This is a genomic window from Komagataeibacter sp. SM21, assembly GCF_041402665.1.
GTDB classification, from domain to species: Bacteria; Pseudomonadota; Alphaproteobacteria; order Acetobacterales; family Acetobacteraceae; genus Komagataeibacter; species Komagataeibacter saccharivorans.
The window spans coordinates 37984-59421 of sequence record NZ_JBGLOV010000011.1 but is presented as its reverse complement, the minus strand read 5'-3'; the positions used below and the strand labels follow the sequence as shown (position 1 = coordinate 59421).

Here is a 21438-nt window from a genome sequence, read left to right as displayed (position 1 = left end):
AATGAACCATCTTGCCCTTTTCCACCCCGGCTAGGTGGAAATGACAGGCTCGTTTGCGATAACCACATCCGGGTCCATCACCGTTCCCACCGGCGGCAGGCTGGACGCAGGAAGCTGCATGTCCCGATACGCGGCGCGTTCGCCCCATACGAAAATCAGGCCGGAGAAAATAGCCACCACCACATCGTCAAATGGGTGCGCCAGCAGGCTGTATCCGCCCAGCGACCCGCAGGCCGACAGCACCAGCATGCCCGCGAAGTAGGCCAGCACCCATGCGCTGCTACGCAGGTTTTCACGCATGGCGTCCATATCACGCGCGCCCTGCACGGCCAGAAAGATGACCCCGAACGCAAGCTGCACGGCCAGCAGCCACGAAAGCGTATGCCATCCGGACCAGAATACGATCAGGCTCGCAATCATGAATGAAACCGGGCCTAGCACGCGGATATACGATACGCGGAAGGGACGTGTCAGATCCGGGGCCGAGCGACGCAGCGCGGCGGCCGCCACCGGGGCGAAGGCGTAGCTCATGATAAGGGCGGAGGAGACCACCCCGATCAGCGCCTCCCACGATGGAAAGGGCAGCATCCAGAAAATGCACAGCCCGAATGTCAGGAAAGTGGCGCGACGGGGCACGCCATGACGGGTATCGAGCTTTCCAAACCACGGCAGGAACGTTCCCGAACGCGACCAGGCATAGATGATGCGCGCCGTCGAACCCATGTAGATGTTTCCCGTCCCGCTGGGCGAGACAACCGCGTCGATCACAACGGCGGTGGCCAGCCACCCCAGCCCCAGCGCGATGACTATGTCGTGAAAGGGTAGCGGCAGCACGCGATCAATGCCTGCCCATCCCTTTGCCGTCAGCATGTCGGCGGGAACACAGCCGATAAAGGCCACCTGCAGCAGCACATAGACCAGCGTGGCCAGAAAGATCGACAGGGTCAGGGCGATGGGAATGGTGCGCTGGGGGTTACGGACCTCGCTCGCTACCGCGATGATGGGGGTAAGGCCCAGATAGGCGAAAATGATGCCGCCAACCGACACGGCGGCTTCCACGCTCTGCCGACCGAATGGCGCGAACCCCCATGCAGTGAAATTGCCCGGATGCATGTGCACAAGCAGCATGACCGTCACCATCACCGGCACGATGAATTTGAAAACCGTAATGATATTGTTGAACAGGGCAAAGGTTTTGACGCCGGAAATATTAAGCCGCAGCATCCCCACAAGCACCACGAACTGCACACCCCAGCCCAGCAGGGTCGCATCCCCCGCACTATTGGCCGTCAGCCCCGGAATCCACGATCCCGCATACTGGCGTGCGGCAATGATTTCGATGGAAATAAGGCTGGAATAGGCAATGACGGTAATGAACCCCAGCAGCGCCCCCAGCAGCGGCCCGTGGGCATAGGCGGGATAGCGGATCATGCCCCCCGCTTCGGGCAGGGCGGCGGCCAGTTCACAATAAACCAGCCCCAGAAGCAGGACCGCAAACCCGCCCGCGAACCATGACAGGATGCTGGCAGGCCCCGCGATGGCCGCCACGTGCGAGGCCGCGAACAGCCAGCCGGAACCGAAAACCGCCCCGAACCCCAGCATCGTGAGGTCAAGGAGGGAAAGCGAACGATTGAATGCCGGTGGCGACTGGGCCATGACGTGCCTCCTTGATGAATAAGGGTCGTCGCATGGCGCGTCCTGTCATCCGCGCCATGCCGGTGGGTTAGCGGGGATCAGCGGGTCTGCATGGTTCCATCAACCAGACGGCTCAGACCCAGTGGATTGTCGTAAGCCAGTTCGGGCGGCAGCAGCGCATCAGGCAGGTCCTGATAACAGACGGGGCGCAGGAAGCGGCTGATCGCGCCGGTGCCGACCGATGTGGTCCGTGCATCCGTTGTTGCGGGGAACGGGCCGCCATGAACCATGGCATGACAGACCTCCACCCCCGTTGGCCACGCATTGACCAGAATACGGCCCGCCTTGCGCTCGAATATTGGCAGCAGCCCGCGGGCGTGGGCCATGTCGCCATCATCCATCTGCAACGTGATGGTAAGCTGGCCTTCCAGGCTTTCCGTCAGGGCATGCAGTTCGGCTTCGCTGGAATAGGAAACAAGAAGCGAGACCGGACCGAAAATTTCATGCCGCATGGCCGGATCGCGCATGAAATCCGCCGCCGTGGTGCGGAACAGGGCCGCACGGGCGCAGTTGGGCCGGGCCGCTTCCTGCCCCTGTCCCACCAGCGTCACACCGTCGCACGCACTCAGGGTCGAAACGCCCTGCCCATAGGCGGTGCAGATACCGCCGGTCAGCATGGTGCCGGCATCCCGCATGGCGATGGCGGTCGCGGCAAGGCGCACGAACTCCTCAAACACGTCCCCTGCCGGTGCAATGACGATGCCGGGATTGGTGCAGAACTGCCCCACCCCCATGGTCAGGGAATTCACAAAAGCGGACGCCAGCGTATCCGTCCGGGCAGCAAACGCCTGCGGGCACAGATAAACGGGGTTGATGCTCCCCATTTCCGCAAAGACCGGGATGGGCACGGCCCGCTTCGCCGCCAGTGCGGAGATGGCCATGCCCCCGGCATATGACCCGGTGAACCCGACTGCCATGATGGCCGGATGCTGCACCAGCCATCCACCCACTTCGTGCCCTGACCCACCAAGCAGCGAAAATACGCCTTCTGGCAGGCCACAGGCCGCAACCGCGCGGCGGATGGCCCGCCCCACCAGTTCCCCCGTGCCCGGATGGGCGGGATGGGCACGGCACACGACCGGACATCCCGCCGCCAGCGCGGACACGGTATCCCCCCCGGCAACCGAGAAGGCGAGCGGGAAGTTGCTGGCCCCGAATACGGCAACCGGCCCCACGCCAATATGGCGCTGGCGCAGGTCAGCGCGCGGCATGGGCGTACGCTGCGGCATGGCGGGGTCGATACGTGGCTCCGACCATTCACCCTGCCGCACCAGTGTCGCAAACAGGCGCAGTTGTCCGACGGTGCGCCCCATTTCCCCTTTCAGCCGCCCTTCGGGCAGCGCCGTTTCCAATCCGGCGCGCGCGACGATCGCGTCCGTATCCTCGATCAGGCAAAGGGCGATTTTTTCCAGAAAGGCGGCACGGTCGGCAAAGGACAGGGCGCGATACGGATCGAATGCCTGTTGCGCCAGACGGCAGGCGGCATCCACGTCCGCCTGTGTTGCGCAGGCGAAAGCCGGTTCCATCTGTTCGCCCGTTGCGGGGTTGACCGCCAGAAAATGCGTCCCCGCCGTAACGTCACGCGCACCAATCAGCAATGTGCCTGTCAATGTCATGGTCTGTTTTCTCCGTTTATGTTTCTGGTGGTTGCCGCCCGCATCCACGAATGGAAGCGATCGGGCCGGAACGGGGCAAGCAGGTCGGCAACCGGCGCGCCCACCGCCACGCCCGCCACCAGTTCCCCCGTAAGGGGCGCCAGCGTCAGCCCCAGATGCTGGTGCCCGCATGCGGCAATCACCCCCGGCATGCCCGGTATGGGGCCGATGGCGGGCAGGTAATCGGGCAGTGTGGGCCTGCAGCCGACCCAGCGTGAAAACGCGGAATGGACCGGCAGGCCGGCCCCGCGCACCCGTTCTTCCAGATACCGCCATTTCCGTGGGTCTGGCGGCGCATCGACCCGCGTGAATTCGACGAATGTGGACGCCCGCATACGGTCGCCAAAACGCGAAACGATGAAGGAGTGATCGGCAAAAACCATCGGCGGTACCGTGGCCGCCCCGCCGTGATCCCATTCAATGGAATACCCGCGCTCGGCGATCAGGGGCAGCGTCCATCCGCGCACCAGACCGCGCGTGCCCACGCCTGCGGCCATCACCACCACATCAGATGCAAGACATGTCCCGTCCGCCAGACGGGTCACGGGGCCAGATGGGGTCGATACGACTTCGGCCACGCGGCAATCCAGCAGTTCGCATCCTGCATCGGCGGACAGGCGCTGACGCAGGGTTTCCAGCACCATGCCGGGCGAACTGACCTGCGCGGTGCCCGAAAAAACCAGCCCGCCGCGTGGCGCATGACCCAGCAGCGGGACCAGCGCATCCAGTTCCGCAGCATCCATCGGGCGGGCCGTGGCGCTGCCCATATCCGCACGCAGGACACTACGCATGGCAGGCGCAGGGTCCGCCGGGCCGCGCCACAGCATGAGATGGCCATGTTCAAGCAGCAGGTCGCCCGCGTGAATATCGGCCACCATCCGCCGCCATGCCGGCAGGGAACGCGCCAGCACGGCCCGTAGCGCCGCCTGCCCCCGCCGTGCCGTTGCGGGCATGCTGGCGCGCAGGTAGCGCGCGCACCACGGCAGCCATGTTCCCGGATAGCGCCATCCGATATCCAGCGCCCCGCCGGTCAGCGCGAACATGCGCCGGGGCGCGGACAGCAGCATATGGGGGGTGGCCAGCGGCATGACCTGTTCCGTGGCGATATGTCCCGCATTGCCCCACGAAGCCGCATCACGAGGCGTACCGTCATTCAGGACACGCACCGTAAATCCACGGTCGCGCAGGCGCAGGGCGCAGGCCAGGCCGACAACACCACCCCCGACCACCACGGCGGACGGAGCGTGACCGGATTTCGGGATCATGGGCCGTTTTCGTCCTTTTCAAATCATTTAGTATACGATAGACGAAACGATAGCGGAATCAATAGGAGAGTTTCCATGCAGTGGACGGGTGTTTTTCCTGCGGCGACCACACAGTTCGCCGAGGATCTGTCGATCGACTTCGCCGCGACACAGAAGGTGCTGGACAACCTGATCGAGGACGGCGTTCACGGCCTGACGATCATGGGAACCTGTGGCGAGAACAACTCGCTAGAACCCGATGAGAAGCTGAAGGTACTCGAAGCCGCATGCGAAACGGCGAAAGGCCGCGTGCCGGTCATTGTTGGCGTGTCCGAGCTGACCACGCCACGCGCCGTAAAATTTGCAGCCGATGCCGCCCGCATCGGGGCGGACGCCCTGATGGTGCTGCCCGCCATGGTATATGTGCCCAAGGAACGTGAACTGGTCACGCATCTGAAGGCCGTAGCCGCCGCGTCCGACCTGCCGATCATGCTGTACAATAACCCCACCGCCTATCGCGTGAACATCAGCATGGATGTGCTGCGTGAGCTGACGGATGTGGAAAGCGTTGTCGCACTGAAGGAAAGCTCCGCCGACACGCGCCGTTATACGGATGTGGTCAATGAATTCGGTGACCGCTTCATCATGATGGCCGGTCTGGACGATGTTGCGTTTGAAGGGCTTCTGCTGGGTGCGGCAGGCTGGATTTCGGGCCTGACCAGCGCCTTCCCGCAGGAATCGGTCGAACTGGTCGAATCCCTGCAGAAGGGCAATATCGAGCGCGCACGCGAAATCTATCGCTGGTTCATGCCGCTGCTGCATCTGGATGCGGAACATGATCTGGTGCAGTCGATCAAGCTGTCCGAACAGATCATGGGACGTGGCAATGAACGCGTACGCATGCCCCGCCTGCCGCTGGAAGGCGCGCGCCGCGCGGAAGTGACGGCCATGGTGGAAAAAGCCGCCGCAACCCGCCCCTGCGCCCGCTGAAAACAGCGATCGTACCGACACGGCTGCTGCGTGCCCGCCCCTTTGCGTCAGTCGCAGGCACGCAGTGGCATAGGGAACTGAAGCCTACTGATCACGCCATCTGGGCCCGTGCAGCAGGGGAATAACGATGCGTCATACGTTTTTCTGTATCGATGGTCATACGGCGGGCAATCCCGTACGCCTTGTCGCCGGTGGCGCGCCCCTGCTGCGTGGTGCGAGCATGAGCGAACGGCGTCAGGATTTCCTGACCCGTTTTGACTGGATACGCACGGGGCTGTGTTTTGAACCGCGCGGGCACGACATGATGTCCGGCGGGTTCCTGTATCCCCCCACCCAGCCCGATACGGATGGTGGCATCCTGTTCATCGAAACCAGTGGCTGCCTGCCCATGTGCGGTCATGGTACGATCGGCATGGTGACATTCGCGCTGGAAAACGGCCTGCTCCAGCCCCGTGAGGACGGGCGGCTGCGGCTGGAAGTCCCGGCTGGCATAATCGAAATCGCCTATACCACCGAAGGCAGCCGCGTGACCTCCGTCACCATCCGCAATGTTCCGGCATGGGTGGCAAAGACCGGCATTTCCATCGACGTGCCGGGTTTTGGCCCACTTACGGTCGATGTTGCCTATGGTGGCAATTTCTACGCCATTGTCGAACCGCAGGGGAATTACCGCAGCCTTGATGATCTGGGCGCACGACGTATCCTCGAACTCAGCCCCATCATCCGCGATCTTGTGCGCAAGGCATATACGCCCGTCCATCCGCTGGACCCGCGCATAGCGGGGGTAAGCCACGTCCTGTGGGCGGAACCGGGCGAAAATCCTGCGGTACAGGGTCGTAACGCCGTATTCTATGGCGACAAGGCAATCGACCGCAGCCCCTGCGGCACAGGCACATCGGCGCGGCTGGCGCATCTGTGGCACAAGGGTATTGTCAGGCCCGACCAGCCCTTCATCCACGAAAGTTATATCCACAGCCGGTTTACGGGCCGCATCGAACGTGAGACCATGGCAGGCGACCAGCCCGCCATCATTCCGCTGATTACCGGGTCAGCCATTTCAACCGGGTTCAATACAATCTGGATCGACAGGGAAGATGTCTTCCATGCCGGTTTTCAGGTCGTGTGATAGTGATTGCCCCGTTCTGTCTCTTGTTATAAAGGCCCCATCACCATGGGCAGCTTACATAACAGACCATCCCTCAACATACGGACCATTGCGGATCAGCTCTATTACCTGATCCGGGACCGTATCCTGCAAGGGGTGCTGGAAGAAGGCGAACCGATCCGTCAGGATACGATCGCGACAGAACTGGGAATCAGCAAGATCCCCCTGCGGGAGGCGCTTGCCCGGCTGGAGCAGGACGGGCTTGTCCGCTCACAGGCCAATCGCGGCTTCATGGTCAATACGCTGAGTGCCGAGGAAGCGGACGAGGTCTTCCACCTGCGTCGTCAGCTTGAACCCACCGCGACCGTAGCGGGCAGCCGCGAAGCCGGGCCAGCCGACCATGCCACGGCACGCAGGGCGTTCGAGGCGCTGCGCGATTGCGGCGTTTCGGACAATGCGGACTGGGGGGAATGCAACCGCGCCTTCCACATGGCGCTGATCCGCCCGGGTGCCGGCAACCTGACCTATACCATGATCGAACGGCTGAACGTCATTGCCGACCGGTATGTCCGCTTCCATCTCGGTCCGCAGGGCCGCCCGGAACGGGCGAACTGCCAGCATGAGGAAATTCTGGAAGCATGGCTGACAGGCGAGCACAAGACGCTGCTGAAACTGGTGCGCGATCATATACAGGAAACGCACGATGACCTGCGGCATGAACTGCCTGCGGTGACAGGGCGCAGATAGCCCCCTGTCGCATGCTGTCGCCACGATGGTCGAAAGCAGCCGGTAGCGGGAGACGGCCATCCGTCTCCCGCCCCTGAAAATCAGGGGTTTACCAGCCGCCCCAGCCCCATCCGCCAACATACCCGCCATACGGATACCCGTAATATCCGGGATAGCCATATCCGTAGTAGCCGTAGCCGGGATAGCCGTAACCATAATAGGGGTAAGGATAGGCACCACCCCAGCCGCCGCCCCAGTATCCGCCGCCGCGACCGCCCCAGCCGCCACGGTATCCGTCGCCGCCCCCGCCATGCCATCCACCGCCACCGGGACCACCGCCGCCCGGACCGCCACCATGGCCAAACCCGCCGCCGCCAGGTCCACCGCCACCGGGTCCGCCACCACCATGGCCACCGCCGCCCGGTCCACCACCGCCACCATGTCCCTGCGCATGCGCGCATGACAGAACGGTCACGGGGGACGCCGCGAGAGCCAGAGCCATCAGGGCTGTTGTCAACGATTTCATGTGCTTCATCGTCCTACTCATCATGTTAAGGTAGTCTCATGCCACACCACGACAAAACAATGGCGGATTGTCACATAACTGTTTCAGAACCATACCCTGAGCATGCAACAGGCATGATCGCGGCACCTGTCGCCTGAAGCACCGACCGTTACGGACCTGCAGGGCATTCCGGCAGACGGGGCCCTGTACCTTGCCGGAAACAGTGTTAACATTCCCCTGACGGTTGCGTCGGGCGACTGCGTTAAAAATGGTCGCGGCGTCTCTTATCCTTGATCCAACAGTGATATAATCCAGCCATGGCATACCCGCGTGGCGGGTTCCGCCGTGTTTCCACGTGTCCGGGTACCAGCAGACCATGACCTCCCCTTCCCGTCCCACGTCTCCCGGCCCATGGAAGCAGGCCATACGGATACTGGCGCGCAACCGGTCGGCCATGATGGCGCTGGCGGTGCTGGCGCTCATTACGCTGGGCTGCCTTCTGGCCCCGCTTTACGCCCATGTCGTGGCCCGGACAGACCCGTTCACTTCCAACGTTGCGGGCAGCATTTCGTTTGACGGCCAGCCGGTTGATATCATGCAGCCCAATGACAATCCGCTTCACCTCGGCCTCAGCCCCATCGGCCCGACATGGCGGACGACCTACCTGCTGGGAGCGGACAGTCAGGGGCGCGACCTTGCGGCGCGACTGCTGTACGGGGGGCGCAATTCGCTGCTGATTTCGGCCTCGGCGGCGCTGCTGTGTCTGCTGCTGGCGGGGACGGCGGGTATTGCCGCCGGTTTCTGTGGCGGCGTTGTCGACATGGTCATATCGCGCGTGCTGGACATCATGTGGGCCGTGCCGGTCTATCTGTTCGCCATATCGCTATCCATCGTCATGGTCAGTCAGCACATACGTCTCGGCCCGTTTGAAATCGGCGCGGACAACCTGCTTGTTCCCATCGTCATCATCGCGCTGGTTTACGTGCCTTATGCCGCGCGCCCCATACGCGGGCGGGTCCTGGCCCTGCGACAGGCCGAATTCGTGATGGCGGCGCGCTGTCTGGGCGTGCCGGGATGGCGTATCATGCTACGCGACATCCTGCCCAACCTGACCACCACGCTGGTCATGATGGGGCCGCTGCTCATGGCGCTGGCCCTGCTGGCGGAAAGCGCGCTGTCCTTCCTGTCGCTGGGGGTGCAGGCGCCCGCCGCATCATGGGGCACCATCATTCAGGATGGGGAAGGACTGATCTATACCCGCCCCATGGTTTGCGTTGCGCCCGGTGTGGCCATTGCAGGCGTGGTGCTGGCGCTCAATATCCTTGGCGACGGACTGCGTGATGCGCTGGACGTGCGCGACGCCGCGCGGCGGTCGGCATGACGGAGCGCGCCTGATGACCATGGCCCTGCTGCGCCGCGCGGGACAGACGGCTTTCGTGCTGTTTGGCGTATCGGTTCTGGTATTCATGGTCTTTTTTGCAACGCCGGGCGTCGATCCCACCGCGCGCATCGCCGGGCGCAACGCATCGCCCCAGATCATGGAAAAAGTCCGCGCGGAATACGGCTTTGACCGCCCGCTGCCCGTACAATACGTGACCATGATGAAAAAGCTGTTCGTTACGCGCGATCTGGCTTCCTACACTGATCGGGGTGAACTGGTGGTGCCCGAAATCATGCAGGCGGCTCCGGTCACGGCCTGTCTGGTCTGCGGGGCGGCTTTCATCTGGGTTACGGTTTCGATCGTGATGGGCACATTGGCCGCCGCCATGAAAAATACCGCGGTGGACCGCGGGCTTATGATGCTGGGGATGATCGGCATTTCCATACCCGTATTCTGGCTGGGACAGGTCGCCAACCTGATAACGCAGGCCCGCTATCATGACACATGGCTGTTTTCGTGGGTGCCGGGGCTTGGCTATACGCCTTTTTCGCAAAACCCGTGGGAATGGTGCCGTGGGCTGGTCATTCCGTGGATCGTACTGGCGGTCATGTTCATCGGGATTTACAGCCGCGTGCTGCGTTCCGATCTGGTCGCGCTGGAAGGCGAGGATTTCATGCGCACCGCCCGCGCCAAGGGCCTGTCACCTGCGCGCATATTCCTGCGCCATGGACTGCGTACCGCAATGATTACCTTCGTTTCCCTGTTCGGGCTGGATTTCGCACAGCTTGCGGGTGGCGGCGCGCTGCTGACGGAAGTGGTGTTCGGCCTGCCGGGCGTAGGCAGGCTGACCTATCGCGCCCTGACCACGCTGGACCTGCCGGTCATTATGGCCACCGTCATGTATTCCGCCATTTTCGTGGTACTGGCCAATATGGTGGTGGACATGCTCTACCTGTTCCTGGACCCAAGGGTGCGCAATGACCGGTAACGCCCATCCGCTGCTGGTGGTCCGCGACCTGTGCGTAAGCTTTCCCGCACGCGGGCGCATGATCCCGATTGTGGAACATGTCAGCTTTACCCTGCATGAAGCGGAAATACTGGGGCTGGTAGGGGAATCCGGATCTGGCAAGTCGGTTACCGTCATGGCGCTTATGGGTCTGATCGACATGCCGGGCGTGCAGGTCAGCGGGTCGGCACGCTTCCGGGGGCGTGAACTGGTGGGCATGCCGCAAAAACACCTCCGCCAGTTACGCGGGCGCGACATTGCCATGATCTTTCAGGACCCGATGACAGCCTTTACACCGGTCTACACCATCGGCTGGCAGATTGATGAACAGATCCGTGCGCATGAACGGGTTTCCCGCCGACAGGCACGGGCGCGCACCATCCGCCTGCTGGGTGACATGGGCGTGCCCGACCCGGAGCGGACGGCCCAGCGTTATCCCCACCAGCTTTCGGGCGGCCTGCGTCAGCGCGCGATGATCGCCATGGCGCTGTCATGCAATCCCACGCTGCTGATCGCCGATGAGCCGACCACCGCGCTGGATGTGACCGTGCAGGCCCAGATCCTTGACCTGATCCGCTCACTGCGCGCCACGCATGGATCGTCCGTATTGCTGATTACGCACGACATGGGCGTGGTGGCCCAGACCTGCGACACCACGCTTGTCCTCTATTCCGGTCGCGTTGCGGAAACCGGGCCGACTGCCGACGTATTCAGTGCCCCCGGCCACCCCTATACAGCGGCCCTTCTGGCTTCAATCCCGCCCCTGTATGGCTCCCGCCCGCACCGCCTGCCCGCCATTGCCGGTGTGCCGCCTGCCCCACAGGACCGTCCGCCGGGCTGCGCCTTTGGCCCGCGCTGTAACTATGTGCATGAAAGCTGCCGGATCGCGCCGCCGCCGCTGTTTGCCGTTTCGCCGGGGCAGGAGGCCGCCTGTGTTCTGCCCGCCGAAGGTCATCCCCTGCCACCACGGATGTCATCCACCCTGACCACCGGGGAAATGATGGGGAGAGGTCCATGACGCTGCCCGTTACCCCCCTGCTGGCGATACGCGACCTGCACAAGACCTACCGGCTGGCGCATGGTGAGAGCCTGAAAGCGGTTGATGGCGTTTCCCTATCGGTCATGCCGGGGGAAATGCTGGGTCTGGTGGGGGAATCAGGATGTGGAAAATCCACGCTGGGGCGCTGCATGCTGCGTCTTACGGACGTGTCATCGGGCCAGATCCTGTTTGAAGGGCGCGATATAACCACGATGGGCGAACGCAGCCTGCGCCCGCTACGCCCACGCATGCAGATGGTATTTCAGGATTCCAACGCATCGCTCAACCCGCGCCGCCGTATTGGCGATCTACTGGCCGAACCCCTGCGCGTGCATCGGGACGCCGATGGACGCAGGCGCTCTGCCACGGTCATAGCGGACAGACTGCATGAGCTCATGAATCTTGTCGGGCTGCCACCTGCGGCACTGGACCGGTATGCCCATGAATTTTCGGGGGGCCAGCGCCAGCGCATCAATATCGCCCGCGCACTTGCCCTTTCGCCACGGCTGATCGTGGCGGATGAGCCGGTTTCGGCGCTGGATGTGTCAGTGCAGGCGCAGATCGTCAACCTGTTTGCCGACCTGCAGGCGCAACTGGGGCTGACCTATGTGTTCGTGGCGCATGATCTGGCCGTAGTGCGTCAGATTTCAGATCGCGTGGCGGTCATGTATCTGGGCGCGGTTGTAGAACTGGGGGAAACCGACAGTGTCCTGCATCATCCGGCCCATCCCTATACCGCCGCCCTGACCGCCGCGATCCCGTGCCCTGTTGTGGGCGGGGACAGGGCGATCCCCCTGCGCGGGGATGTACCAAGCCCGATCTCGCGCCCCGATGGCTGCCGCTTTCATACCCGCTGCCCCCATGCGCGCGATCGCTGCCGGAGTGAGGAACCCCGCCTGCGACCGGTCCGACCGGGCCATGAAGCGGCCTGTCATTTTCCGCTTTTATCGGAATGACAGCTTCCTGCGACCGCGCCGGAACATGCAGTTGCATGTCCCGGCATCGCCTGCATCAGATAACGGCTTCGATAAAGCCCGGAAGGTTATCCCACGGGATCATGTGACCCGCATCCGCTACATGAACGATTTCCATGGCGGGATTAAGGGTTTTGATTTCCGCCTCGTCCTCGGCCTGAATGACGCCACCACGGGTTGCGACAACAAGGCGCGTCGGCACCTTCAGGTGGGGAATATCCTGATGGATGTCCTCGGTATGGAATTTCTCGAACGTGATGCGCGTGGCCAGTTCATCACAGGTGTGAAGCCATTCCGCGCGCAGTTCAAGCTGCTCATCCGTCCATGTCGGGCAGAAACGGCGCATGTCCTGCGCACTCATACCCAGCCGGGATAGGCGGATCGAGTCCGTATACCATTCCAGTCTGGCGGGGTAGGCACGGCGGCCCGGCCCGCTGACCGGCGGATCAACCAGCACAAGCCGTGCAAGAGACGTATCATTATGCCGCGCGGCACGAATGGCGATGCGCGCGCCCATCGAATGTCCCAGAAGGGTCACATCGGACAGGCCAAGCGCGTCAATCAGTCCCCGGACATCGGCGGCATAGCTGTCCAGATCATAATCAAGGTCCGGACCGGTCGCCGAAAGGCCACGACCGCGCACGTCCAGCACATAGACATCGTATTTTTCCGCAAGGCTTTCAGCCACGAAACCCCATGTAATGGCGGGGCTGGTGATGCCGGGAACCAGAACCAGCGGCGTGCCCTTACCACCATAACGCAGGTAGTGCTGGCGGATGCCGTTGGCGTGGACGTTGGCACCGTAAAGCAGGCGTGTATCAGTCATGAAAACTCCCTTTTGAATGCTATGCGTTGGGCAGGCGGGACAGAAGCGTGTCGAGGTCGATCACGTCCCCGCATTTCTGCGCCATGTCGAACAGGTTGGCCTCATGCGGGCCAATCGCACGATCCCCCACGCAATCCGAAATGATGATGGGCCGGAAGCCGTTCTGCATGGCATCCAGCACGCTGGCGCGCACACAGCCCGACGTGACACACCCAGCCACCACCAGCGTCTGTATCCCGTGCGACACCAGCCACGCGGCAAGTGGTGTCCCGGCAAAGGCCGAAGGTGAAGTCTTGCGGACCACATATTCCCCCGGCACCGGCGCCAGTTCCGGCACAATGGCGGAGGCCGGGCTGGTTTCCGTCAGCCCCAGCATGGTCGGCACCTTGAGCGAGAAGATATTCGCATCCGACCCGTCATCAGCAAACACGATGCGGGTATGGGCCACCTTCCACCCCAGACGCCGCGCATGGGCCAGAAGGATGCGGGTGCGATCGATCGCCTGAGGTATGTTGCCACCGCCGAAGGCTTCCGGGTCGGCAAAACCGTTGACGAAATCGATGATCAGCAGGCCGATGCGGCCCACCATGCCCATTTCGTTTCCGAAACCCTGCTTGCGATAACGGTCCTCGTCGCGGCTGGTGTCAGGGGTCATTGCGCGTCCTCCACAAGTTTTCCGTCCTTCACGACCGGCACGCCATCCAGCATGACCGTGCAGCCACGCATGGGAATGTCGATATGGCAGGCGGTGTCGCGCGTGCCGCCGGCTTCATTATTCGGCCCGGTAGACCACAGGAAATTGCCCGCGCAGGCACGCGGGTCCATGCCAATGCTGGCCTCCCGGTCATAAAAACCCATGACGGCCCAATGTGCGCGTTTCTGCAGGCCCCAGCCGATATGGGACACGGCGTAGACTTCGGGATCGTTGAAGCTGTCCATGTAATCGCGCAGGTGATCGGCCTCGAACCCGCCTTCGATCGCGCGGACAAACCCCTTTTCAAGGTGACAGGTGATCGGTGCGGTCAGGTAGCTTTTCTGCGGCAGCAGGATGTCACCGGGCGCGAGCACGATCCGCCCTTCCGCCGACCCTTCATTGGACCATGTGGCCAGAAAACCGCTGGGCCAGTGGTCCCACCGGCCCGGCCTGTCCACGAAGCCGTATTCTTCCAGCATCGGGTAATCACCCAGCGCGAAGGTGGCGTCCGTCCCGGCCTGTGACGTGACGCGCATCTGTTTTGCGGCCTGAAGCTTTTTCGATGCGGCCAGAACCTGTTCACGGTCCTGCGCCGTTGGCGTCATGCGGACCAGCACTTCGGGCGGCTCGACCGCCAGAAGAATACGACCGCCTGCGGCAAGGATTTCATGCTGTTCAGCCGAAAACAGCAGCGTCATGAGGTCAAGCACCAGATCGCTGGCCTTGAGCATTTCGACCGCCGCGCGGTTGTTCGTAAGCGGCGTGGTCCCCACGAAGGCCAGCGGATCACGCGACAGCGACGTACCGCCATTGACCGGCTGCAGGTCAAGCCGGTTGGCGATGGCCCCCTTCTCCTGCACGGCGATGATGGCGCAGCGCAGGGTCTGTTCATTCGTGCCCTGCGCGGTCAGCAGCGCGACGGACTGCCCCGCCTGCAGGCCGGAGAGTTCAAGAACCTGTCGCCAGGACTGGATGAGTTCAAAGTCACTTACGGGCATGGGGGTCCTCCCTCGCTCCTGTTCTGAATGAAAGAATCTGGTTAAGACCAACCGCCGCAATGGTTGCCGTGGCAATGCCGCCAAGGGTCACGCCGCCCACGGTAATGGTCAGGTCCCCCGCCCCGGCGACCAGACAGACGCCAACGGGAAAAAGTGTGGCGGGATCGGTAAAATCGACCCGGTTTTCGATCCAGATACGCACCATGGTCGCGGCGATCAGACCCAGCAGCCCCAAGGCGAGACCACTCAGCACCGCATCCGGTATCATACGCAGCAGCGCGCCGAAAAATGGCGAAAAACCAAGCAGGATCGCAAAACACCCCGCCACGGCGAATGTCAGGGTGGAATAGACCCGTGACAGCGTCATCACCCCGATATTTTCAACATAGGTGGTGACCCCTGTTCCACCGAAGGAGGCAGCCAGCATGGTCGCCAGCCCGTCCCCCACAAAGGCACGGCCCGTCATGGTGTCCAGCGAGTGGCCGGTAATCGCCCCGATCGCCTTCAGGTGACCAAGGTTTTCGGCAACCAGCACCAGCGCCACCGGGGCCAGCAATATAGCCGCATGCGCGGAAAAGCGTGGCGCGATGACATGGGGCAGACCAAGGAACGGCGCATCCCGCAACACGGAAAAATCTAGCGGGGCGGCCAGATGCAGTCCGTTCGCCACGACGGCATAGACCAAGGTGGCACAGACAAGGGACAGCAGGATCGAGATACGCCGCACGAAGACCGTGCCATACCCTGCCATCAGAACGACACAGAGCAGCGCAAACATGCCGCATGCCGTCCCTGCCCCGCCATGGCCGACCCCACGCACCGCAACGGGGGCAAGGTTAAGCCCGATCGCCGCCCCGATCGCCCCGGTCACGGAAGGTGGCATAAGCCGTTCGACCCAGCCCGTACCCGTCAGGCCGACCAGCACGCCAATGGCGGCATAGGTGGCTCCGGCTGCAAAGATGCCACCACAGGCAAGTGCCACATCGGGGTTGGGGCCGTGGCCGGAATAACCGGTCAGTGCCACGACCAGCGCGATGAACGAAAAACTGGACCCAAGGTAGGAAGGCACGCGGCCTACCGTAACCACGAAGAACACCAGCGTGCCAATACCGGAAAACAGAACGGCCACATTCGGGTCAAACCCCATAAGCAGCGGCCCGATAACGGTTGATCCGGTCATGGCCAGCACATGCTGCCCGCCAAGCAGGACGGTCTGGAACGCGCCGGGATGTTCGTCCGGTCCGACCCGATCGTGATGCGCCGCGCGACGCCATGCAGGAAACCAGCCCGCCATTAGCGCGCCCCGGCGGTTTCGGCGCGGATATGGGCGATCTTTGCTTCCAGCCCTTGCCATTCCGGCCTGCCCGCCGCAATCGTATCGCGCAGATAGGTGATGAGTTCCGCCATCTGCCGGTCAGACAGCAGGTTGCGATAGGCGGGCATGACGGTTTCAGCCTGATGGACCGGGGCGGATACGCCATCCATCAGGATGCGGATCAGGTTGTCGGGACTGTCAGCCCAGATATTGCTGTTCAGCGCCAGTTGCGGGCGCGCGCCAAACAGATGGGCCGCTTCGCCTTCATGACAGGCGGCACAGGCCCCCTGATATATGCGGCTGCCTTCACCACGCACCAGCGTCTGGCGTTCGCGCGCGCCCTGTATCACATCCTCACGCCGCTGGCTGACAGGCTCCGCCGCCGTGCGGGTGTCAAACGACGCCACATAATGGGCCATGGCCCGCACATCCTCGTCCGGCAGGGCGGACATCGCATGTACGACGGGAGCCATCGGCCCACCGGCGGGGCCATGATTGCGGCTGTAGCCCGTGCGCAGATAGGCGTACAGGTCATCCTCGCTCCACGGCAGGGGGGAAGATGACAGGGCCGACAGGGGGGGCGCGCTCCACCCTTCCGCCTCACCGCCTGCAAGGTAGCTTTTCCGCCAGCTTTCCGCCCCCATGGCATTGCGTGGAGTATGGCAGGCCGAACAGTGTCCCAGCCCTTCGACCAGATAGGCGCCCCTGTTCCATTGCACGGAACGGGCCGGGTCCGGGGTGAACGGGGCCGGATCGTGGAACATGGCGTTCCACCCCGCCAGCGTAAAGCGCAGGTTATACGGGAACTTCAGCCGGGTTTCGGGCGGCGCGTTGCGGACCGGCTTCTGTGCCATGAGATAGGCATACAGCGCCTGCATGTCACTCTCGCTGGTCTTTGCGAAGGCGGTATAGGGAAAGGCAGGGTAGAGATGGTGCCCGTCACGACTTATGCCGTGGCGCATCGCGCGGGCGAAGGCTTCATACGACCATCGCCCGATGCCCGTTTCCGGGTCCGGGGTCAGGTTGGTGGTATAAATGACACCAAACGGGGTATCGAGCGCGAAACCGCCTGCATTGGTCACCCCGCCCGGCGCGGTATGGCACACAGCGCAGTCGCCAGCCGCCGCAACCTGCGCACCACGGGCGATGGCGGACGCGGAAAACAGGCCGGGATCGGGTGGCTCAACCGGCGCGATGGCCGCCCGCCATGGCGATAGCGTGGCAAGCGCCCCGCCCACGGTTGCGAATGCAAGGGCGAAGCCGCCCACGCGCAGCCGGTTGCGCCATGTGTTGCGCGCCATGGCGGGCTGGGGCGCAGCCCCGCTAACAGCCAATGGAACGTACGGGGCCACGGGCGCGGGATCGAATGGTCCCAGTGCCTCATCCAGCCGGGCCTTCACCTTTTCCGGGGTGAAGGGCACATCACGAAAGCGGACGCCGGTTGCATCATACAGCGCGTTGGCGATTGCCGCCGCACTGGGCACGGAGCTGGATTCACCTGCCCCCATGGGCGGCTGGTCATCACGCTTCATCAGCACCGGCTCGATATCCGGCAGTTCGGGGAAGGTTATCAGCGGGTAACCGCCCCATTCCCGACTTTCCACGCCCTGTGCGTCAAAACGCACTTCCTCGGTCAGGGTGCGGCTGGTGGACTGGATCACATTGCCATGAAGCTGGTGGCGCACACCGGCAGGATTGACCATAAGCCCCGCATCCTGCCCCACCACGGCCCGGGTGACGCTGACCACGCCCGTCTGGCGGTCCACTTCCACATCCGCGATCCATGCCGACCATGCGGCGGGCATGCCGGGGAATGTGCCATGCACGTACTGGGCATAGGCCGCGCCACGCCCGCGCAGGACGCGCGCCGACAGGTCGGGGGAAACCGGGCTGGTGCGCGGCGTCCATCCCGCCCTGTCCGCTGTTGCCTTCAGCAGTTCCGCCGCCCGTGTATCAGGCAGGTGACGCAGGCGGTATTCAACCGGATCAACACCGGCCTGCGCCGCCAGCTCATCTATATAGCTGTCATGGGCGAAGCTGTTGGGCATGGCCGATACGCCACGGAACCACGATGCCCGCGCGATGGGTGGCATATCCTTTACGGTTACACGCGCGTTCGGATAGTCATATGGCGGGATGGATGTCCGGTCCCCCATCTGCGCCACGGCGGGGATTTCCGCCGGGACCACGCCCGTCAGGACCAGCGCCAGAAGCGGCGAGACATTGGACGGGTAGCTGGTATCCAGATCATACGCGACCGGACTGCCCTGCGTATCAAGGCCACCACGCACCCGGATAAGCTGGGCCGCCCCCTTGGGTTCCCACACATGTTCCTGTTCGCGCGATAGCTGCACGCGCACGGGCCGCCCCACCGCGCGGGCAAGCAGGGCTGCGTCACCACCCACGTCATCGGCGCAGTTTCGACCGTAGCAGCCTGCGGCTTCGTGACGGATGACGCGGATATCGGCAATGGACATGCCCATGAGCAGCGCAAGATCGGCGCGCAGCATGTGGGGGTTCTGCGTGCCCGACCAGACTGTCAGCTGGCCGTCCTGCCAGTCCGCGACCGAGCATGACGGCCCGATCGAGCCATGCATCTGGTACGGCCAGTAATATTCCCGGTCCAGACGGTGGGCGAGGTTTTCAAGCCTGTCGTCCACCGCCCCCCGGTCCAGCACCACGCGGGGGGTGAAGGGATTGTGCCCGATGGCTTCCGCCGGGTCGGACAGGTCGGGCAGCGAAAGCGGCGCCCATTCGACTTTCAGCCGCCGGGCGGCCTCGATCGCCTGTTCCTCCCGCTCGGCAACAACACCCACGAAATCCCCGGTAACGACAACATCCACCAGTCCCGGCACGTCCGCCACCGAAGCCCGGTCCACCGACAGCAGCGAACGGGCCACATACGGGCCATGGTCGTAGCCGTTATAGGGTGGGCGTATCACGCGCGCATGCAGCATGCCGTCCACGCGCACATCGTGTACATAAACCGCACGGCCCGTGACCTTGTCGGGGATATCCACGCGCGGCATTTCAGAGCCGACAATGCGATATTCGGACGGTTTCTTGACCGTAACCGTCTCATCCAGCAATGCGCGGATATCCACGCCGGCCACAAGGTCCCCCAGCGTGAGCGGCCCGCGGGCGAGCGACGGCTCGCACATCACCACGCCATCACGGATCGAAAGATCCTCCACCGGGCGCTGGGTCAGTTGCGCCGCGCGCTGCAATAGCACAAGTCGCGCCTGTGCCGCGGCCCGGCGCAGGGGGATGGATGTGACCTGAATGGTCTCACTGGCGATGGTCGCCCCCTGATCCGGGGTCTCATCGGTATGGCCCAGCACCATACGGACCTGCGCTGGCCGGGCGTCGAGTTCCTCCGCAATGATCTGGGCAAGCGAGGTCGCAATGCCGGTCCCCAGATCGACATGGCCACAGAATGCCCGGACCGTGTTGTCGGCATCCACCTGCACCAGCGTTTCATCGCGGGCAATAAACTCGCCACGCGCCGCCAGACCTTTTGGGGGCAGGGCCGCGCGGTAGATGCGCAGGGAACCCGCATCCTGTACCGTTGCGCGGGTCATGCAGTCCCCTCGCCTTCCAGCCCGGCGGCGATCCGGGCGGCCCGCATGATTTCGACATGCGTGCCGCAGCGGCACAAATTGTAACGCAACGCTTCCTTCAGTGCGCGTTCATCCGGATTGGGCGTGGTGTTGAGAAAGGCGCGTAGCGTCATGACCATGCCATTGAGGCAATAGCCACACTGGGCGGCCTGCGCGGTAACGAAGGCCTGCTGGACGGGATCAGGCCCGTCCTGCGCCAGTCCTTCAAGTGTTGTGATGGCGTAACGCGATGCCGTATCGACACGCATGACGCAGCTTCTTGCGGCCCTGCCATCCAGCAGGACCGTACAGGCGCCACACTCCCCCAGCCCGCAACCATATTTGGGACCATTCAGCCCCAGATCGTTACGCAGCACCGTAAGCAGTGGCGTATCGGCCGCCGCCGTCACTTCGTGGCGGTGGCCGTTGACTGTCAGAAAGAAGCTGACCGCCATGCAGTCCCCCTTTGGTTCAATCAGGCACCGATTTTCAGATCGTAGACATTGTCGCCATAGCACCAGTACGGATCTTCGGGCTGGCGCAGCCATGTATTGGCGTTGGAAATCGTCTGGACCTTCGTCGCACGCTCCCTGCGCGCATCACAATAGGCCCGGAACGTGCCGTCCAGATCCTGCGTACCCAGAAGGCTCATGCACCGGGTCAGCACCGCCGCGTCTTCCACCGCCATTGCAGCACCCTGCGCCATATGCGGTTTCATCGGATGGCAGGAATCGCCCAGCAGAACGACACGCCCCTCATACCACTGCGGCAGCGGCTGGCGCGTCTTGAGCGGCCATTTGTTCACGACATCCGTTGCGTCGATATACCCCTGAACCAGCGGGTGGAAACCCTTGAACGCCGCCTTGAATTCGGCGCGCGTGCTCGGTAGCTGGCCCGAGGCACTTGTCCACTCACCCGGCTCACCTGTGACCAGGTAGAATTCGTCCTCGTTACGATCAAGATAGTAGCACACGATATGCCGGTCATCCGACCACCATTTCGCATTCACATCCGCCCCGAGGTCACGCGCCACGGAACCGGGAATGATGGCCCGGTGGGCAAGCCAGCCGGTATAGACCGCTTCTTCCCTGCCGAAGATTTTTTCGCGTACACGCGAGTTTATGCCATCGGCCCCGACAAGGATATCGACCGTCTCGCGCGCGCCATTTTCAAAATTCAGCGTGACGTCACGGCCATTATCCTGAAAATCGACCAGCTTGTGGCCCCAGCGCACGCGTTCGGGCTGCACGCAGTCCAGCATGAGCTGATGCAGGTCGCCACGATGGATGGTGATGTAAGGCGCCCCATAGCGGGAACGTTCAGCGTTCAGGGGGATCTTGGCCATGATTTCGCCCGTGTCCCACTGGCGGCTGACCCAGTAATCCGGCAGACAGGAAATTTCCTCCAGCTTCTTGTCCAGCCCGTCAAGATGGCTGAGAATCTTGAGAACATTGGGACCAAACTGGATGCCCGCGCCCAGACGGGCAAAACCGGGAGCCTGATCGAACAGGATGACATCAAATCCCGCGCGCTGAAGCAGGCCCGCAGCGGCAACGCCCCCCAGACCGGCCCCTGCTATGCCTACACGTACTCCGTTCGCCACGTTCAAACTCCTTGTCCTGCCTGATTCCGGACCACCATTTACCGTGCGGTCCACATTAATAGCGTATACACGATATATGCAGG

General features: G+C 63.1%; 18 protein-coding genes. 7 read left to right on the top strand and 11 right to left on the bottom strand.

The annotated features are described in order from the left end of the window. Positions 1-30: 30 nt before the first annotated feature. The 3 genes from ACBR42_RS11635 to ACBR42_RS11625 all read right to left on the bottom strand — a co-directional run bounded on the left by ACBR42_RS11635 (position 31) and on the right by ACBR42_RS11625 (position 4615). Complete coding sequence (locus tag ACBR42_RS11635; RefSeq protein WP_371208129.1) at positions 31-1656, bottom strand: APC family permease; 1626 nt, start codon at positions 1654-1656, stop codon at positions 31-33. Positions 1657-1733: 77 nt separating this feature from the next. Next, positions 1734-3311 carry an aldehyde dehydrogenase (NADP(+)) gene (locus ACBR42_RS11630; RefSeq protein WP_371208128.1) on the bottom strand — a complete coding sequence of 526 codons (1578 nt, stop codon included), beginning with the start codon at positions 3309-3311 and terminating at the stop codon, positions 1734-1736. After that, entirely contained in the window at positions 3308-4615 is a 1308-nt protein-coding gene (locus ACBR42_RS11625) for an NAD(P)/FAD-dependent oxidoreductase (protein WP_371208127.1), read from the bottom strand. Before ACBR42_RS11625 ends, ACBR42_RS11630 begins: the two co-directional genes overlap by 4 nt. Before the next feature lie 75 nt (positions 4616-4690). Between ACBR42_RS11625 and ACBR42_RS11620 the strand changes: the two genes are divergently transcribed. The 3 genes from ACBR42_RS11620 (at position 4691) to ACBR42_RS11610 (ending at position 7436) form a co-directional block, all read left to right on the top strand. After that, positions 4691-5584, top strand: a complete 894-nt coding sequence (locus ACBR42_RS11620; RefSeq protein ID WP_118963429.1) for a dihydrodipicolinate synthase family protein — start codon at positions 4691-4693, stop codon at positions 5582-5584. 127 nt (positions 5585-5711) lie between these two features. Further along, a complete protein-coding gene (locus ACBR42_RS11615) occupies positions 5712-6710 on the top strand; it encodes a 4-hydroxyproline epimerase (protein WP_102323996.1) in 999 nt (332 codons plus the stop codon). 45 nt (positions 6711-6755) lie between these two features. Then, a complete protein-coding gene (locus ACBR42_RS11610) occupies positions 6756-7436 on the top strand; it encodes a GntR family transcriptional regulator (protein ID WP_102323997.1) in 681 nt (226 codons plus the stop codon). Between the two features lie 88 nt (positions 7437-7524). Here ACBR42_RS11610 and ACBR42_RS11605 read toward each other — a convergent pair whose 3' ends face one another. Beyond that, positions 7525-7941, bottom strand: a complete 417-nt coding sequence (locus tag ACBR42_RS11605) for a hypothetical protein (RefSeq protein ID WP_162900502.1) — start codon at positions 7939-7941, stop codon at positions 7525-7527. Positions 7942-8296: 355 nt separating this feature from the next. Between ACBR42_RS11605 and ACBR42_RS11600 the strand changes: the two genes are divergently transcribed. The 4 genes from ACBR42_RS11600 to ACBR42_RS11585 are packed head-to-tail and all read left to right on the top strand — an operon-like array spanning position 8297 to position 12302. Then, the gene (locus ACBR42_RS11600; protein WP_371208126.1) at positions 8297-9301 is read left to right on the top strand and encodes an ABC transporter permease; all 1005 of its coding nucleotides are present in this window, start codon (positions 8297-8299) and stop codon (positions 9299-9301) included. Positions 9302-9314: 13 nt separating this feature from the next. Beyond that, positions 9315-10289, top strand: coding sequence for an ABC transporter permease (locus tag ACBR42_RS11595; RefSeq protein WP_371208160.1), 975 nt, complete (start codon positions 9315-9317; stop codon positions 10287-10289). Beyond that, positions 10279-11325 carry an ABC transporter ATP-binding protein gene (locus ACBR42_RS11590; protein WP_371208125.1) on the top strand — a complete coding sequence of 349 codons (1047 nt, stop codon included), beginning with the start codon at positions 10279-10281 and terminating at the stop codon, positions 11323-11325. The genes ACBR42_RS11595 and ACBR42_RS11590 overlap by 11 nt, the downstream gene beginning before the upstream one ends. Next, a complete protein-coding gene (locus ACBR42_RS11585; RefSeq protein ID WP_371208124.1) occupies positions 11322-12302 on the top strand; it encodes an ABC transporter ATP-binding protein in 981 nt (326 codons plus the stop codon). The genes ACBR42_RS11590 and ACBR42_RS11585 overlap by 4 nt, the downstream gene beginning before the upstream one ends. A 55-nt stretch (positions 12303-12357) precedes the next feature. Here the strand turns inward: ACBR42_RS11585 and ACBR42_RS11580 are convergent, their stop codons facing one another. Genes ACBR42_RS11580 through ACBR42_RS11550 form a run of 7 tightly spaced genes read right to left on the bottom strand, consistent with a single transcriptional unit; the run spans position 12358 to position 21355 of the window. After that, on the bottom strand, positions 12358-13146 hold the full coding sequence (locus ACBR42_RS11580; protein ID WP_371208123.1) for an alpha/beta fold hydrolase: 789 nt from the start codon (positions 13144-13146) through the stop codon (positions 12358-12360). A 19-nt stretch (positions 13147-13165) separates the two neighbouring features. Further along, on the bottom strand, positions 13166-13801 hold the full coding sequence (locus tag ACBR42_RS11575) for an isochorismatase family protein (RefSeq protein WP_102324002.1): 636 nt from the start codon (positions 13799-13801) through the stop codon (positions 13166-13168). Then, a complete protein-coding gene (locus tag ACBR42_RS11570; protein ID WP_102324003.1) occupies positions 13798-14838 on the bottom strand; it encodes a 2,5-dihydroxypyridine 5,6-dioxygenase in 1041 nt (346 codons plus the stop codon). The genes ACBR42_RS11575 and ACBR42_RS11570 overlap by 4 nt, the downstream gene beginning before the upstream one ends. Then, positions 14825-16132, bottom strand: a complete 1308-nt coding sequence (locus ACBR42_RS11565; RefSeq protein ID WP_371208122.1) for a uracil-xanthine permease family protein — start codon at positions 16130-16132, stop codon at positions 14825-14827. The genes ACBR42_RS11570 and ACBR42_RS11565 overlap by 14 nt, the downstream gene beginning before the upstream one ends. Further along, a complete protein-coding gene (locus tag ACBR42_RS11560; RefSeq protein ID WP_371208121.1) occupies positions 16132-19734 on the bottom strand; it encodes a molybdopterin cofactor-binding domain-containing protein in 3603 nt (1200 codons plus the stop codon). Before ACBR42_RS11560 ends, ACBR42_RS11565 begins: the two co-directional genes overlap by 1 nt. Then, positions 19731-20207 (bottom strand): (2Fe-2S)-binding protein, encoded by a 477-nt coding sequence (locus tag ACBR42_RS11555; RefSeq protein WP_132303693.1) that lies wholly within the window; start codon positions 20205-20207, stop codon positions 19731-19733. Before ACBR42_RS11555 ends, ACBR42_RS11560 begins: the two co-directional genes overlap by 4 nt. Positions 20208-20227: 20 nt before the next feature. Beyond that, positions 20228-21355 (bottom strand): FAD-dependent monooxygenase, encoded by a 1128-nt coding sequence (locus ACBR42_RS11550; RefSeq protein ID WP_371208120.1) that lies wholly within the window; start codon positions 21353-21355, stop codon positions 20228-20230. Positions 21356-21438 lie beyond the last annotated feature (83 nt).